Annotated in this window: 14 protein-coding genes; 10 read left to right on the top strand and 4 right to left on the bottom strand. The window is 50.4% G+C overall.

Going from position 1 to position 15,091, the window contains the following annotated elements:
- The 3 genes from ACYZYZ_RS06650 to ACYZYZ_RS06640 form a co-directional block, all read left to right on the top strand.
- Nucleotides 1–173 (top strand): HvfA family oxazolone/thioamide-modified RiPP metallophore (locus tag ACYZYZ_RS06650; protein ID WP_461483699.1); only part of this gene is annotated, 173 nt, incomplete at its 5' end.
- A gap of 21 nt (nt 174–194) precedes the next feature.
- Entirely contained in the window at nt 195–1,052 is an 858-nt protein-coding gene (locus tag ACYZYZ_RS06645) for an HvfB family MNIO-type RiPP peptide maturase (protein ID WP_461483697.1), read from the top strand.
- Complete coding sequence (locus ACYZYZ_RS06640; protein WP_305170789.1) at nt 1,045–1,803, top strand: HvfC family RiPP maturation protein; 759 nt, start codon at nt 1,045–1,047, stop codon at nt 1,801–1,803. Before ACYZYZ_RS06645 ends, ACYZYZ_RS06640 begins: the two co-directional genes overlap by 8 nt.
- 67 nt (nt 1,804–1,870) lie before the next feature.
- Here ACYZYZ_RS06640 and ACYZYZ_RS06635 read toward each other — a convergent pair whose 3' ends face one another.
- On the bottom strand, nt 1,871–3,088 hold the full coding sequence (locus ACYZYZ_RS06635; RefSeq protein ID WP_461483696.1) for a putative porin: 1,218 nt from the start codon (nt 3,086–3,088) through the stop codon (nt 1,871–1,873).
- Nucleotides 3,089–3,378: 290 nt separating this feature from the next.
- Here ACYZYZ_RS06635 and ACYZYZ_RS06630 point away from each other — a divergent pair, with 290 nt between their 5' ends.
- The 3 genes from ACYZYZ_RS06630 to ACYZYZ_RS06620 all read left to right on the top strand — a co-directional run bounded on the left by ACYZYZ_RS06630 (nt 3,379) and on the right by ACYZYZ_RS06620 (nt 5,840).
- A complete protein-coding gene (locus tag ACYZYZ_RS06630; protein WP_305170787.1) occupies nt 3,379–4,086 on the top strand; it encodes an MlaA family lipoprotein in 708 nt (235 codons plus the stop codon).
- 93 nt (nt 4,087–4,179) lie between these two features.
- Nucleotides 4,180–5,355: a PP2C family protein-serine/threonine phosphatase gene (locus ACYZYZ_RS06625; RefSeq protein ID WP_461483695.1), complete on the top strand. Its 1,176-nt coding sequence runs from the start codon at nt 4,180–4,182 to the stop codon at nt 5,353–5,355.
- The gene (locus tag ACYZYZ_RS06620) at nt 5,355–5,840 is read left to right on the top strand and encodes an STAS domain-containing protein (RefSeq protein WP_461483694.1); all 486 of its coding nucleotides are present in this window, start codon (nt 5,355–5,357) and stop codon (nt 5,838–5,840) included. Before ACYZYZ_RS06625 ends, ACYZYZ_RS06620 begins: the two co-directional genes overlap by 1 nt.
- Nucleotides 5,841–5,859: 19 nt before the next feature.
- On the opposite strand, the gene ACYZYZ_RS06615 is transcribed toward ACYZYZ_RS06620, so the two are convergent.
- The 3 genes from ACYZYZ_RS06615 to dusA are packed head-to-tail and all read right to left on the bottom strand — an operon-like array spanning nt 5,860 to nt 8,236.
- On the bottom strand, nt 5,860–6,306 hold the full coding sequence (locus ACYZYZ_RS06615; RefSeq protein ID WP_461483693.1) for a tellurite resistance TerB family protein: 447 nt from the start codon (nt 6,304–6,306) through the stop codon (nt 5,860–5,862).
- Complete coding sequence (gene tal, locus ACYZYZ_RS06610) at nt 6,303–7,253, bottom strand: transaldolase (RefSeq protein ID WP_461483698.1); 951 nt, start codon at nt 7,251–7,253, stop codon at nt 6,303–6,305. Before tal ends, ACYZYZ_RS06615 begins: the two co-directional genes overlap by 4 nt.
- A 2-nt stretch (nt 7,254–7,255) precedes the next feature.
- Nucleotides 7,256–8,236 carry a tRNA dihydrouridine(20/20a) synthase DusA gene (dusA, locus tag ACYZYZ_RS06605; protein WP_461483692.1) on the bottom strand — a complete coding sequence of 327 codons (981 nt, stop codon included), beginning with the start codon at nt 8,234–8,236 and terminating at the stop codon, nt 7,256–7,258.
- 170 nt (nt 8,237–8,406) lie between these two features.
- Here dusA and ACYZYZ_RS06600 point away from each other — a divergent pair, with 170 nt between their 5' ends.
- From ACYZYZ_RS06600 to ACYZYZ_RS06585, 4 genes are all read left to right on the top strand, one after another.
- Nucleotides 8,407–10,569 carry a type I secretion system permease/ATPase gene (locus tag ACYZYZ_RS06600; protein ID WP_461483691.1) on the top strand — a complete coding sequence of 721 codons (2,163 nt, stop codon included), beginning with the start codon at nt 8,407–8,409 and terminating at the stop codon, nt 10,567–10,569.
- On the top strand, nt 10,569–11,933 hold the full coding sequence (locus tag ACYZYZ_RS06595) for an HlyD family type I secretion periplasmic adaptor subunit (protein ID WP_461483690.1): 1,365 nt from the start codon (nt 10,569–10,571) through the stop codon (nt 11,931–11,933). Before ACYZYZ_RS06600 ends, ACYZYZ_RS06595 begins: the two co-directional genes overlap by 1 nt.
- A gap of 197 nt (nt 11,934–12,130) precedes the next feature.
- Nucleotides 12,131–13,444: a TolC family outer membrane protein gene (locus tag ACYZYZ_RS06590; RefSeq protein WP_305170780.1), complete on the top strand. Its 1,314-nt coding sequence runs from the start codon at nt 12,131–12,133 to the stop codon at nt 13,442–13,444.
- Between the two features lie 66 nt (nt 13,445–13,510).
- Nucleotides 13,511–15,091: retention module-containing protein (locus ACYZYZ_RS06585; RefSeq protein WP_461483689.1), on the top strand; the 1,581-nt coding region annotated here is incomplete at its 3' end.

Raw genomic sequence — 15,091 nt, 5'->3', positions numbered from 1 at the left:
AGTGCGGCGAGGGCCATGACAAGAAGGGTGAAGGCGCTTGCGGCGAAGGGTCTTGCGGTGAAGCCGGCGACAAGGAAGGCGAAGGCAAGTGTGGCGAAGGCAAGTGTGGCGAAGAGAAAAAGTCTGAAAAAGAAGGTAAATGTGGTGAAGGCAAGTGCGGTGGTAAAGGTTAATTTACAGCGTATTTATCTGTCATGACCACAAGTCATTATCCCGTCCATGGGGCGGGTTTGGGTTTAAGGCGGGCTCTGTTGGGCCCGCTTTCTTCCGTGACAACTGATCAGGTCAGTTTCATGGAAGTCGCCCCGGAAAACTGGATTCATGTCGGTGGCCGGCTGGGACGTCAGTTCCGTCATTACACCGAGCGCTTTCCCGTTGTCTGCCATGGCTTGTCACTGTCCATCGGTTCTCCAGCGCCTCTGGACATGGAATTGCTGGGCAATATCAAAGCCTTTCTGGCAGAACACCAGATACGTGCCTATACCGAGCACCTTAGCTATTGCAGTGATGATGGCCATCTTTACGATCTGATGCCAATTCCGTTTACGGAAGAAGCTGTTCATTATTTGGCGGATCGAATTCGTCAGGTTCAGGATTTCCTTGGTCAGCGTATTGCCATGGAAAATGTTTCCTACTATGCAGCGCCCCTGCAGGAGATGCGTGAAATTGATTTTCTGAATGCTTTGCTGGAAGAGGCCGACTGTGATTTGTTGCTCGACGTGAACAATATTTATGTCAACAGTATCAATCATCGCTACGACCCGGAGGAGTTCCTGCGGCAGTTGCCTGGTCATCGTGTTTCCTATGTTCACGTGGCGGGGCACTATAAAGAAGCGGACGATCTGCGGGTGGATACCCACGGTGCTGATGTCATTGATCCAGTCTGGGCATTGCTTGAAAAAAGCTATGAATTGTTTGGCGTGATGCCAACATTGCTGGAGAGGGATTTTAACCTGCCTCCTGTGGAACAGCTGATGCTGGAAGTCGAGCATATCCAGCACCTTCAATCGGTCGCCGTCCCACAGCCTTTGGTGGAGTTGACCAATGTCTGATCTCAGCGCCCCCGACTTTCAGAAAACCCAGTACCGATTTGCCGCCCATTTGCGGGACCCCAATACCAATCCCGCCCCCGCGGACATTGAAGACCGGCGCCTGAAAATCTACCGGGAGCTGGTTTACAACAATATTGAAGACTTTATCAGTAGTGGGTTCCCGATTCTGCGTAGTCTCTATGCTGATAGCGATTGGCACGCCATGATCAGGCAATTTATTGCTAGTCACCAAAGTCATTCCCCGTACTTTCTGGAAATCTCACAGGAATTCCTCATGTATCTGCAGGAGGGGCATCAGCCTGTGGATTGTGATCCCGGCTTTATGCTGGAGCTTGCCCATTACGAGTGGGTAGAGCTGGCTCTGGATGTGGCAGAGGGTGGCATCGAGGCAGGTCGGAAAGAGGGCGTTGATGTGCTGTCAGACCCATTGCAGGTTTCCCCTTTGGCTTGGCGGCTCTCCTATCAATATCCGGTACACCTTATCGGGCCGCAGTATCAGCCGGAAGAACCTGGCGAAGAGCCGGCTTTTTTGGTGGTTTACCGCAATCGGCAAGAGGAGGTTGGGTTTCTGCAAACCAACCGGGTGACCATGCAGTTGCTGCAATTACTTGAGGAGAGCCCTCAATCGGGAGCCTCGGTGTTGCGTGAGCTTGCAGGCCTTTTAGGTCAATCAGACCCTGAATCATTGATGGGCTTTGGTAGAGAAGTGCTTGAGCAGTTACTGTCACTGGATATTGTGCTGGCGGAGTGATGGCGGTTTTCCAAGTATAAAAAAACGGCCCCGAAGGGCCGTTTTTACCAAATCAATCAGCGTTTGCTTATTTGAACTTGGTTGCCAGGTCGATCTGTACGCGATCGTAATCCACTTCATCGCTCAGAGTGTAATCACCGTATTCGTTGTTAAAGTAGGTGATACCCAGTTTGGTGTTTTTGCTGAGGCCGATGGCTGCACTCAACTTGTGACCTTTCACATCGGTACCGCCGCCACCGAAGTCAGAATCGGTGAAGGCTGCGTAAACAGCGTCAGCTTCCAGGTCTTCATACATGTAGCCAAACTCGACATCGCCGCGACCCTTGGCTTTACCCAGTTTGAAGCCAATAGCATAGCCGGTGTCTTCATCGGCATCGCTTTCAGTGTTCTGAACAAAGTCAGCAAAGAAGGTAGCGGGGACGCCAGCGACTTTGGTGTTCACTTCCGCAAACACTTCAGCCACTTTGTAATCCAGTGCATGCATACCAGCAATTTCAGAGTTGCCGAAGAAATCACCATCTACAAAGGAGGCGCTGCCTTCAACCGGGATGTAGTAGTAGCCGGCACCAACGATAAAGGAAGTGTTGTCGTTGATATTGCCGTTATAACCAACCTGGCCGCCGAACATTTCTTCAATATCGCCAGTACCACTGCTGCCGTCATCACTGTTCAGGAAGTGGTAGGAAGCAACAGCCCAAATAGTGCCGTTATCGTATTTAACGTTAACACCTTCAGGGCGCAGGTCGCCGTCCCATACCAGGCCGCTTTTTGCGGGGGCGTAGTACAGGTTTTTGGTTTTACCTGCAATCAGGTGAGTATTGGGAGCAAATTTCCAGTCAACCCAACCCTGGTCCAGGTTGATGCCTTTGGAGCTGGCGCCGCCACCCAGAGTCTGGTTGGAGGAAACTGGATCGTCGCTGCCGCTGGCCAGTGCTACGCCGGCTTTCACGTCATCGGTGATTTGTGCAGTCAGGCCGATGCGGGCGCGAATGCGGTTACGGTTGCGCTCATCAGTTTTGGCGTCGTTGTCGATATTTTCGTAGCGGTAACGAACATCACCGGACCATTGAATGCTGTCAGCCCAGGTCTTGGCAGGCTTGGCGCTGGCCACAACCTTGTCAGTTTTCGCTTCCATGTCTTCAATACGTTGGGACAGTGCCAGAACGTATTTTTTTAAATCTTGTACGCTGGCTTGATCAATCTCAGCAGCGGTGGGTGTTGCAGCCATCACCAGCGGGCTGGCAGTGAGTGCGCTAACAGCTAAGCAAATTGCAGTACGTTTCATGTTGTCAACTCCAATCCTTAATAGGGCGTTGTGAGTAAGTGTCTGACCTATGACTGGTCATTCCAGGCTCAATGGAGCGTCCCATTCAAACCATGCGAGGATTCTCTGATAGATGTGTGTCATTTTTATGACAAAATTGTCATTTAAAACCACACTGTTAATGAGGGTTATTGAGAATGAAAGGCCATATTTAGGGGCTGTAAGAGCAGTTAGACGGTATACCTGTATTATCTGAACGTGTAGAATCAGCGGATTTTCTGCTACGAGAATAATGTTAAGGGGAACACCCAATGAAAAAATTCATGCTGCTGCTTGCTGGAATTATGTTGTCAGGTCAGGTAATGGCCGCCACGGATGCCAAAGATCCGGAAGATCCCTGGGAAGGTTTTAACCGCAAGGTGTTTGTGTTCAACGATACAGTTGACACCTATGCCTTCAAACCTGTGGCAAAGGGTTATAAAGCGATTACCCCGGACCCGGTTGAACGCGGTATTAGCCGTATGTTCTCCAATGTGGGAGAAGTGGTAAATATTCTTAACGATCTTCTGCAGGGCAAGTTCAAACAGGCTGGCAACGATACAGGTCGTTTGGTGATCAACACCACCATTGGCTTGGTCGGTTTTTTTGATGTAGCCGATAACATGGGCCTGCCAAAAAATGATGGTGAAGACTTCGGTCAGACATTGGGTTTTTATGGTGTTAATTCTGGCCCCTATGTGGTGATTCCATTCTTTGGCCCCAGCACCATGCGCGATGCGCCCTCAAGAATTGTGGATCGCCTCGTCAATCCGATTAACGAAGTGGACCATGTGCCCACCCGTAACACTATTTATGGTGTGGAACTGCTGTCCACCCGCGCGGACCTCCTTGAAGCTGAGAAGTTTATCCGCGGTGACCGTTATACCTTTATTCGTGATGCCTATCTCCAGCGCCGGAAGTTCCTCCTTAATGACCGTTTGGTAGAGGATGACTTCGGGGGCGACTACGAGGAGTTCTAGGCTGCTTGCTGATCCGTTGGCCTATCAGGCGGATTGAACTTTTATCAGCGACGAAGAGCTGTATTCTCGCACGACGTCGGCCCTGGTTAAGCTATGGAAATAAACGGCAAACTGTATATTGTTGCCGACAATCAAGATGACTGCCATGAGCTGCAAGACCTGTTGGTCGGCACGCCATGGCAGGTATCCTGCTTCGATGACACCACGGCTGCCGTAAATGCTATTCAGGTCGATCACCCTGCTGTGGTCGTGATTAACCTCCCATTTTCTGATCTGCAGGATCAATTGCTTGCCCTGGCATCGTTGGATCTGGATGTCGCCTACATAATGGTCCTGCCCGAAATTGATCCGAGACAAGTAGTCGAACTCTTCCATCAAAATGTCTCCGATGTCGTCATCAGGCCCTTTACCGGTGATCGTTTTCGTGAGGCTGTTAAACGTGCCTCCGGATGTAAGAGCCTATTGGTACAGAACCGGCAATACCGCGAGCAGCTGGAGAAAGCAAATCGGGAGCTGGAAGAAAGTCTACGAATTCTGGAAATTGACCAGATGGCGGGTCGCCAAGTTCAGCATAGTTTGCTTCCCGTCACACCACTACGACACGGTGACTATGAGATTGCCCACCGTATTGTGCCATCCCTGTTTTTGAGCGGTGATTTTGTTGGCTACAACGTGGTGTTTGATCGCTACATGGTATTGTATGTGGCCGATGTATCGGGTCATGGCGCTTCTTCCGCATTTCTCACGGTATTGCTCAAATTCATACTAAATCGTATCCTTCGTCGCCACATTTCGCTCAACGACCATGAGGCCATGGCTAAGGCCCCTCTTGGTTTTATCGAGCATATCAACCGGCAGATTATGGCGCTGGGCTTGGACAAGCACCTGACACTGTTTTCAGCGTCCATTGATATGGAACAGAATATTTTGCGTTACTCCGTGGCCGCACACATGCCAACGCCGGTATTTTTCAGTGAAGGCGATGTGCGAACATTACCGGGTAAGGGTAAGCCGGTGGGTATTTTCGAGAATGCTACCTGGGAAGTGCAGGAAATCATGCTACCCGAGAAGTTTGCTATGGTTATTGTGTCTGATGGTGTGCTTGAATTTCTTCCGGCTAAATCGTATCGGGAAAAAGAGCAGTACCTGGCAGATACAGTGGCCCACTCTGACACATCTATGGAAAGTATTTGTGAAGGTTTAGGTATTAATGAGGTAGGCGATGTCCCGGATGATGTCACCGTACTGACAATTCGCAGAGGTTTTTAGTGCAACCTGGAAAAATTCTGGTTTCACACCACGAAGATGCTTATCTGATCAAGCTGGTTGGTGATGTCCGTGTCACCCTGTGCACATCGCTGAATAATTATATTGAGGCGATTTTTAAGGATGGCCATGTCAGTGAAGTCGTGACCGATATGATGGACACCGATGCGGTGGACAGCACTACTTTGGGCTTGTTGGCAAAGCTGGCCCTGTATTGCGAAGAACATTACGGCATCAAGCCCACGGTGTTTTGCAACGACGAAAGCATTTACCAGATTTTGACGGTCATGGGGTTGGATGAAATTTTCAATATTATCCAGGGCCCTCACGAGGATGATGACGGGTACGAGGAGCTGAGCAGTATCGAGTCCGGCGTCGAAGAGATTCGGGAGCAGGTCCTTGAAGCGCACAGGCTTTTGTCCCTTTTAAATGATCGCAACCAGAAAGAATTTGTCGACCTTATCCATTCCCTTGAGCAGGATTGCTGACACGGGATATGCGCTTTGCTTAACGGCCCATAGCGCGCTGTTTAGCCTGAATAAAATCCATGTGAGACACATATAGCAGTTCCGCAATGCGCCGGATAAGTGCTTCCTCATGTTTATCCAGCACCTGGTCCGCAAAGGCGACCCGCCAAAGATTTTCAATCAAATGGGTTTTGGCTTCGGCATCAAAGTGATCATTGATTAATCGTGTGAATTGAAACAGTGAGGTGGCCGAGTCGACCTCCTTGCGGGCCAACTCGACCAGTTGCTCGATTTCTACCGAAGCAAGCTGAAACCGTTTCGCCAGCATGTGCTTGATTTCTGTCAGCTCTGCTGTATTTAGGTCCCGATCGATGACCATGACTTCGACCATCAGCGCAGCCGCTGCCAGTCTCATCTTCTCCTGATCTGTTTCCTCATTTGCGGGATTAAGTTTGGAGGAAAAGAACTTCTGGATTTGGTCGATCAACGGCCCATCTCCCAGAGCATTTTTTCCAGTTTTACCTGATCGGCCACAAAATTGCGGATACCTTCAGCCAGTTTTTCCGTGGCCATGGCATTGTCATTCATCCTGAAGCGAAATGCTGATTCCCCCTCCAGTTGATAGTCGATGGTGTCTCCGGTTTGCTGCGGGCCCAGTTGACGAGGTAGCTCACCGTGGTCGGCGCTTAGTTCGGCAAGCAACTGCGGGCTAATGGTCAGGCGGTCGCAACCCGAAAGGGCCTCGATTTCTCCGGGGTTGCGAAAACTCGCGCCCATAACAATGGTGTTGTAATTACCCTGCTTGTAAAAGTTGTAAATGGTTTTGACGGAGAGAACGCCGGGGTCCTCATGGGCTTCATATTCCTGTTTGCCACCATTGGCCTTGTGCCAATCCAGTATGCGGCCAACAAAAGGTGATATCAGGAAGGCTCCGGCATCAGCTGCTGCCGCTGCCTGATCAAAGCCGAACAACAGCGTCAGGTTGCATTGCACACCACTTTTTTCCAGCTGTTCCGCGGCACGAATTCCCTCCCAGGTGGAAGCAATTTTTAGCAGAATACGGTCACTCTCGATGCCCGCAGATTGGTATTTTTCCACCAGTGACAGCCCGCGGCTGATTGTGGCCTGGGTATCAAAAGACAGGCGCGCATCAATTTCCGTGGAAACCCGCCCCGGAACAACCTCGAGAATTTCCCGGCCAATGGCGACAGACAACTCATCCATGCAGTCTGGCAGCCAGTCACTGCCTTTTGATTTTGACTTGGAAATACTGGCTGTAATCAGGGATTGATAGTGGGGCAGGGATGCGGCTTTCAATAGCAACGAGGGGTTGGTGGTCGCGTCAATGGGTTGATACTGGCGAATGGCTTCAATATCGCCGGTATCGGCAACGACGACGGTCATTTCACGTAATTGATCCAGTTTGCTGGGCATATTCATACTCTGACTTCATTAAGTGCCTTTAGAGCCTGCAGTAGCACATCGGTTCCCGCCCGGGGCTGGTGGGCATGTTCGCTGATATAACGACGAAAACGTCTCGCGCCGGGAACGCCCTGGTAAAGCCCAAGAATATGGCGGGTCATTTGCCCCAGCCGGATCCCTCGGGACAGTTCCTGCTCCACGAACTTGGAGAACTGTTCGAGAACGACTTCTCTGCTCGGTGGTGACGTCTCATTATTAAATAGACGTGTATCTACCTGCGAGAGGATATAAGGATTGTGGTAGGCCTCTCGCCCCATCATCACGCCGTCAACATGGTGCAGGTGTTGCAGTGATTGATCAATGCTTGTTACCCCACCATTCAGAATAATTTCACTGTCAGGAAAATCCTGCTTCAGTCGATACACGGCTTCGTAGTCCAGAGGAGGGACTTCCCGGTTTTGCTTCGGACTAAGCCCTTTTAGCCAGGCCTTGCGGGCATGAACGATAAAGGTTTTACAACCGGCATCCGCTAGTTTGCCGACAAAATCACAGAGAAAGTCGTAGCTATCCATATCGTCAACACCAATGCGGTGTTTGATAGTTATTGGGATCCCTGTCGCACCCTGCATGGCATTGAAGCAGTTGACCACATGGTCGGCATTTTTCATCAATACCGCACCAAACATTCCGGATTGCACCCGATCACTGGGGCAACCGCAATTAAGGTTGATTTCGTCGTAATGGTAAGTGGCGGCAATACGGGTCGCTGCTTCAAGTTCAGTGGGGTTACTACCACCGAGTTGTAGTGCTATTGGATGTTCGATATCGGCGAATTCCAGGTGACGTTGCTGGTCGCCATGGATCAGCGCACTGCTGGTAACCATCTCAGTGTAAAGCAGTGTCTGTTTACTCAATAAACGATGAAAATATCGGCAGAACCGATCTGTGTATTCCATCATCGGAGCAACGGAAAAAAGCCGGTTAACCGGGGTCATATTGGCGTGTTGATGCTCTGGCATAGCCGATTTTAAGGGTTCGATCCTGAAAAACAGACATTATATCGACAAACTTGTGTATATGGGGTCGTGATATTGGGAGTGTCACCATGTGCATGATAGGATTGCTGCGTCCGTTCTGGTGTTAAATTCGCTGATGGATTGACTGTATGAATATGTCCGAGGTAGCCAACGAAGGCCTGTCGTCGAGTTCTGAGCTCGAATCCTATGAGTTAATGGACTGTTTGTTATTGGCAGCCACTCTGGAAGGTCGGCCGACATCAGCTCCTGCTGTGTCCTCAGGACTGCCATTGGAAAATGGCCGTTTAACTCCCAAAATCTTCAATCGCGCAGCCAACAGGGCAGGGTTGGCTTCATTGATGCTGGAAAGATCACTGGAGGACATCCCCCTGGAGGTTCTGCCAGCCATATTGTTGACCACCGATGGCAAGGCACTGGTGCTGAGTGGTCTTGATGCCTCCCTGAATCTGGCTTTTCTGACTAACCCCGTCACCCAGGAACAGACACAGGCTGACCTGAAGGAGCTGCAAACCATCTACAGTGGCAAGGTGTTTTACCTTCGCCCCATGCAACAATTTGATTCGCGCACACCAAAAATTCATCAGGAAAAAGGAGCCCACTGGTTCTGGGATGTATTGCGAAGCTCATCAAAAATCTATCGTGATGTATTACTGGCCTCTTTTTTGATTAACCTGTTTGTTTTGGCACAACCCCTGTTTGTGATGAATGTCTATGACCGTGTGGTGCCAAACAATGCGGTTGAAACCCTGTGGGCGCTGGCCATAGGCGTGTTGATTGTTTATGTCTTTGACCTGGCATTAAAACTGTTGCGAGCCTACCTGGTAGAGCTGGCTGCAAAAAGAACCGATGTAGTGTTGTCGGCACAGCTGTTTGAAAAAGTGCTGAGTTTACAGATGTCCGTGCGTCCGAGCTCGGCTGGCGCCTTTGCCTCGAGAATTCATGATTTTGACATGTTGCGCAATTTTGTGACCTCCTCAACCATCCTGACCCTGATTGATCTGCCCTTTGTCATTATTTTTATGATTTTTATTTTCTACCTGGGTGGTTGGCTGGTAGCGGTGCCGATAGTCATCTTCCCGCTGGCCATTTATCTGGGGTTGCGTGCCCAGAAAAAACTGCGGCCCACCATTGAAAATGTGATGCGCGGCAGCGCCAAGAAAAATGCCACTCTAATTGAAAGCCTGGTGGGAATCGAAACCATCAAGACTCTTGGCGCAGAAGGCCAGGTGCAGAGAAGCTGGGAGCAGTCGGTGGGTTACGTCTCCCAGTGGGGATTGCAGTCGCGCCTGATTTCAAACACCGCTTTACAAAGTGTTCAGTTTCTCCAGCAGGTGGCTATGGTGGCCATCGTGGTGGTGGGTGTTTACCTGATTGCAGACCAAAACCTGACGCTGGGCGGCCTGATCGCCTCTGTCATTCTCAACGGTCGGGCTCTCGCGCCCTTGAGCCAGATTGCCAGTTTGTTGGTTAGTTATGACCATGCTGAAGGCACATTGAAATCGCTCAATGAAGTAATGGCGTTGCCGGTAGAGCGTGAGGCTGACAAACGTTATCTGCATCGTCCCGTACTGGAGGGCAATATTCGGCTTAAGCAGGTGACATTTAGTTATCCAGACCAGCCACGACCAGCTATTGAAAATGTGGACTTCACCATCAAAGCGGGAGAGAAAGTGGGGGTTATTGGCCGGATCGGTTCTGGTAAATCCACGCTGGCGAAGTTGATGATCCGCCTCTATGACGTGAATGAAGGTGCAGTTCTGGTTGATGGTTTTGACGTCAAACAGCTGGACCCGGCAGATCTGCGTACCAATGTGGGTTATGTGGCGCAGGATGCCAAACTGTATTTTGGTACTGTTCGAGAAAACATCACTTTTGGTGTCCAGGGCGTTAGTGATGCCGAGGTGGTTGAAGCTGCTAGAAAGGCCGGAATCCTGGAGTTGATCAATAGCCATCCCCTGGGATTTGAGATGCCGGTGGGTGAGCGGGGTGAGAATCTGTCGGGTGGACAGCGCAGCGCCATTTCCATGGCCAGGACATTCTTACGGCAACCCAAGGTGTTGCTGATGGATGAGCCGACTTCGGCCATGGACCAGGGCACTGAGGAAAGCCTCTGTAGGCAGATCAAGAGTGAGTTTGCTGACAGCACACTTTTCCTGATTACCCACAAAATGAGCATGCTGGCACTGGTCGATCGACTGATGGTAGTGGATCGCGGCACTATTGCCGCCGACGGTCCCAAGGATCAGGTTTTGGCAGCCCTTAAAGAAGGCAAAATCCGAGGCAAAAGCTAATGTTTTCTACGTTGCGCAACAAATTTCGAAAACATTTTCAGCAGACGCCCGCTGTTGACCTCAAATATATGTCCTATTCCTCCGAGGCGGTTCTTAAGCAGTCTCCACTTGTTTCCCAATTGCTGTTGTGGGTGATTGCTGCTTTTATCGTGGTGATGCTGGTCTGGGCCAGTCTCGCAAAAATTGATGAGTTCACTCGGGGCGAGGGGAAGATCGTTCCGTCTAGTGATATCCAGGTAGTTCAAAATCTTGAAGGTGGCATTCTTGCTTCGCTGCTCGTAGCTGAAGGGGATGTGGTCGATCGGGGGCAACCGCTGATACAGATTGATGACACCATCTTTGCCTCTACCTATAAGGAGCGGTCTCTGCAGGCTGAACAGCTGACTATTAAGGCGGCGCGGCTGCGAGCAGAGGCGAATGGCACCAGTTTTGATGAGGAATTGGCCAAACTTGGCGGAAACTACGATCTGGTTCTGGTAGCCAGTGAGCGTGCACTTTATGAGTCGCGACTTCAGGAACATCAGTCACAACAGGAAATTCTTAACCAAAAAGCTTCACAGAAGAAGCAGGAGCTTTCTTCCATCAAGGTAAATCGCCAGAGCTTGTCGGATAGCTATGATCTGATGCGCCGGGAGCTGAATTTTACCCGTCCGCTGGTGGCCGAGGGGGCCGTGTCTCAGGTTGAACTGTTGCGACTTGAAAGGCAGGTGACCGACCTTAAGGGTGAACTGGACCGGGCAGCGATTGCCATTCCACAATTGGAAACGGCCTACAGCGAAGCCCAAAATAATGTCATCAGTCATGCCCAGACATTTGCTAGCGAATCTCGGGGTGAGCTGAATGATGTGATGTCGGAATTGGGTCGAATCAAGCAGAGTAATGAAGCCTTGGAAGATCGGGTTAAACGTACGGTGGTGCGTTCCCCCATGAAAGGAACGGTTAAACAGCTCAAGGTAAAAACAATCGGAGGGGTGATTCAGCCAGGTATGGACTTGGTGGAAATTGTGCCGTTTGATGATTCATTGTTGGTGGATGCACGGGTATTACCCCGTGACATTGCCTTCATTCACCCAACGCAATCGGCTACCGTCAAGTTCACCGCCTATGATTTTTCCATTCACGGTGGATTGGCAGCCAAGGTGGTTCACATCAGCCCGGACACTATTGTGGATGAAGAGGGTGTGAGTTATTACCAGGTTAGATTGCAGACAGAAAGCAGCAGCTTGGGCAAGCCTGAGTACCCTCTGCCAATTATCCCTGGAATGACGGTTCAGGTGGATATTCTTACTGGTAAAAAGACCATTCTCGATTACCTGTTGAAGCCTATTTTGAAAACAAAAGAGTTGGCATTTCGAGAGAGGTAATGTACCTAACAGGTGATTCTACTATAGTTAAAAATGTAGGCTGCGTCACACTTTTTAAGCCAAAAGCTATAAACGGTAATAAGTCGCCTCTGAGCGGTAACTGTATCCCGCAGGTTCTGTGATACAAATCAACCTATGGGAACAGTTAATGTTTCGGAGCGTGTGTCAAACAACGTCGTGCGAAAGGAAAACAAATTATGTTTAAGCGCCAGTTATCAATAATGCTGCTAGCAGGAATGGCAGCCACTGCACTGCATGTTCAGGCTGAGTCCCTGGACCTGCGTGAGGCGATAGCCCAAACCATACAGACCAACCCGGAAGTTCTCACCGAGTTGCGTGAAGTCGACTCCAGAGATCGCCAGGTGCGTGAAGCACTGGGCGGCTATTACCCCACAGTAGACCTGCTGGCTGGTTTCGGTTTCCAGGAACGCGATCCCACGTCTCGTGAATTTGCTGACCCGAATCGTACCCGCAACGAACTCGAGCGTCGGGAAGCACAACTCAATGTCAGCCAGCTGGTATTTGACGGTTTTCAAACCCCCAATGAACATAAAAACCAGATGGCGCGCCACAAGAGCTCTGAATTCCGTGCGCAATCTGTGGCTGAGGATGTCGCACTTCAGGTAGTCAGAACTTACCTGGAAGTGATCAAGCAGCAGGATATCCTGGCGTTGGCCAAGCAGACGCTGGCAACCCATGAAGACATCTATGACAAAATGAAAAAGCGTTTTGATTCGGGTGTGGGCAGCCGTGCTGATTTCGATCAGATTTCTGGTCGTTTGGCTTTAGCCAAAACCAACGTGATCAGTCAGACAGCCAACCTGCTGGATGCCAAAACCAACTTCCAGCGCGTGGTAGGTACTTACCCCAGTGAGGGCGCTTTGACTCATCCTGGCACTTATCGCAAGTATCTGCCCATGTCAGTGGACGATGCAGTTGCCAAAGCGCTGGATAATCACCCGCTGCTGAAAACTGCCTCAGCTGACATTGAATCGGTGACTTACCAGTACGAACAGACCAAGAGCCCTTTCTTTCCTCATTTTCATGTGGAGCTGGAGCGTGATCTGAATGACAACATTGATGGTGTTGAAGAGCAGGTCGATGATCTGAAGGTCATGCTGAGAATGCGATACAACCTCTACCGTGGTGGTTCAGACAAGGCTCGTAAGCAGCAGTTTGCGTATCTGGTCGAAAAGGCTAAGGAAGTGCGTAACAACACTCACCGTCAGGTGGAACAGGAAACCCGCTTGGCTTGGGTAGCCTTCGAAGCAATTCGTGATCAGATTCCAGCACTGGAAGACTACGTCAAGGATTCTTCCGCGACCAAGGAAGCCTATATCAAGCAGTTTGATCTGGGTCGCAGGACCTTGCTGGATCTGCTGAATACAGAAAATGAAATGATTTCTGCCAAACAGTCACTGGTGGCTGCCCAGCAGGATCTTCTTTACAACGAGTATCGGTTGTTCCAGACCATGGGTGAACTGCTGTTTACCGTGGGTGTGGAACTGTAATCGAGATAACGTCAATAAGGCGTGACGCCTGAATTTTGACCGGGATAAGCCGGGAGGGTTATGCAAATGAACGAGCAAATTAAGCAAGGAAACACAATCGAGTCCAATGATGGGCAGCAAATCATGGGGTTTGTTGCTTCCACTGACGGCGCGGCTGTTGTCGTTGTATCTGCTGACGGTACGCTCCGAGAGCTCAATCCCGGTGATGCTATCCGCGAGGGTGATGTATTACAGGTGACTGATGGCAGTCACGTGACGATCACCTTTGCAGATGGTACAACCCGCCAGTTGGATAGTGGCGGCACCTTTGTTGTTGCCCAGGACAGCTTTCAGCAGCTGGCGCTGGTCGATGGTGTCGAAGAGCAAAACCCCGAGTTTGAAGCCTTGTTGGCGGCGCTTAATGAGGGCCAGGATATCACCGAAGGTCAGGAAGCAACTGCTGCTGGTGAGGCGGGGGCTGCTGGTGGCTCAGGTGATGAAATTGGCCAGGGCCTCTATTTCAACCTGATTGGTGGTGAAGTGACGCCTACAGCAGGTATTGATCCAGACTATGTTCCGCCGCCTCTTCTGGATCCAACGGCTGATACCGACGTGCAGGAGGGCGTGCCGACTGTAAGTGTTTCAGTTGAAGTCGAAATTGAAATTCAGGATCCGCCGGATGGTGGCGAGCCGCCAACCATTCCAACGGATGACTACCCTATTCTTGTGAGCGGCAATGCCGCGAGTGTGCTTGAAGGTACCAGTGAAGGTGGTAAAGAAGTTGTGTTTATCCTGCAACTGGACAAGCCTTTCAATCAGGACGTGACGGTTACCTATGAGTTAAAGCCCGGTACAGCGGATAATCCGGCTGACTGGTATGACGGTCCATTGGTAAATACTGTCATCATTCCCGCTGGAGAAACCAGCTTCCCAGTCACAGTCACTATCGTTGAAGATCATCTGGACGAAGGTAATGAAACCTTCGACATTATGATTCTGTCCGCGACTAATGCCACTGTGAATCCGTCTTCCAACACGGCCACTGTCACTATCTACGATGATGACACAACGCCAGTTGCCAATGACGATGAGAATTCAGTGCAGGAGGATGTGCAAACCACCACTTCTGGCAACCTAATCACTGCGGCTTCTCCTGGTGATGTTGCAGATACAGATGCTGATGGAGATGTTCTGGTCATTGATGCAGTTAATGGTGATGCCGCTAATATCGGCAATCCAATTACTGGGAACTATGGCACGTTGACCCTCAAAGCCGACGGTAGCTACACCTATGAACTGAATAATGATAACCCGTTGGTGCAGGGCTTGAGCGAGGGCGAATCTCTCAGCGAATCCTTTGAGTACACCGTATGGGATACCTATAACGATAAGCAAACCGCCGATCTGACCATAACGATTATCGGTACTGATGATCAGCCAATATTGGCTGAAGTCGATGATGGTAGTGTGTCTGAGGTGCGCTTGAGTGGCGACCTTACTAGCTCCGGTCTGACTGGCGCGTTGGTTGCGTCTGATGTGGATGTTGAGACCCTGACCTACGGTGTTCAGGGTGGTAGCGCCGATAACAGTCTGGCCGGTTACGACACTTCAGTTGATGGTACCTACGGTACGCTGTACGTAAACTCTGGCACCGGTGCTTACCAGTAT

The sequence above is a fragment of the Porticoccus sp. genome, from assembly GCA_023261185.1.
Lineage (GTDB): Bacteria > Pseudomonadota > Gammaproteobacteria > Pseudomonadales > Porticoccaceae > Porticoccus > Porticoccus litoralis.
Note: the sequence above shows the minus strand (reverse complement) of the source record. Positions and strands in the feature narration are given on the sequence as shown.

Excerpts from the sequence above, each read along its gene's own strand:
- ACYZYZ_RS06625 (WP_461483695.1), top strand. The coding sequence starts at position 4,180 with ATGGAAATAAACGGCAAACTGTATATTGTTGCCGACAATCAAGATGAC.
- ACYZYZ_RS06595 (WP_461483690.1), top strand. The coding sequence starts at position 10,569 with ATGTTTTCTACGTTGCGCAACAAATTTCGAAAACATTTTCAGCAGACG.
- ACYZYZ_RS06590 (WP_305170780.1), top strand. The coding sequence starts at position 12,131 with ATGTTTAAGCGCCAGTTATCAATAATGCTGCTAGCAGGAATGGCAGCC.
- ACYZYZ_RS06640 (WP_305170789.1), top strand. The coding sequence starts at position 1,045 with ATGTCTGATCTCAGCGCCCCCGACTTTCAGAAAACCCAGTACCGATTT.
- ACYZYZ_RS06645 (WP_461483697.1), top strand. The coding sequence starts at position 195 with ATGACCACAAGTCATTATCCCGTCCATGGGGCGGGTTTGGGTTTAAGG.
- tal (WP_461483698.1), bottom strand. The coding sequence starts at position 7,253 with ATGCCCAGCAAACTGGATCAATTACGTGAAATGACCGTCGTCGTTGCC.
- ACYZYZ_RS06635 (WP_461483696.1), bottom strand. The coding sequence starts at position 3,088 with ATGAAACGTACTGCAATTTGCTTAGCTGTTAGCGCACTCACTGCCAGC.
- dusA (WP_461483692.1), bottom strand. The coding sequence starts at position 8,236 with ATGACCCCGGTTAACCGGCTTTTTTCCGTTGCTCCGATGATGGAATAC.
- ACYZYZ_RS06630 (WP_305170787.1), top strand. The coding sequence starts at position 3,379 with ATGAAAAAATTCATGCTGCTGCTTGCTGGAATTATGTTGTCAGGTCAG.
- ACYZYZ_RS06600 (WP_461483691.1), top strand. The coding sequence starts at position 8,407 with ATGAATATGTCCGAGGTAGCCAACGAAGGCCTGTCGTCGAGTTCTGAG.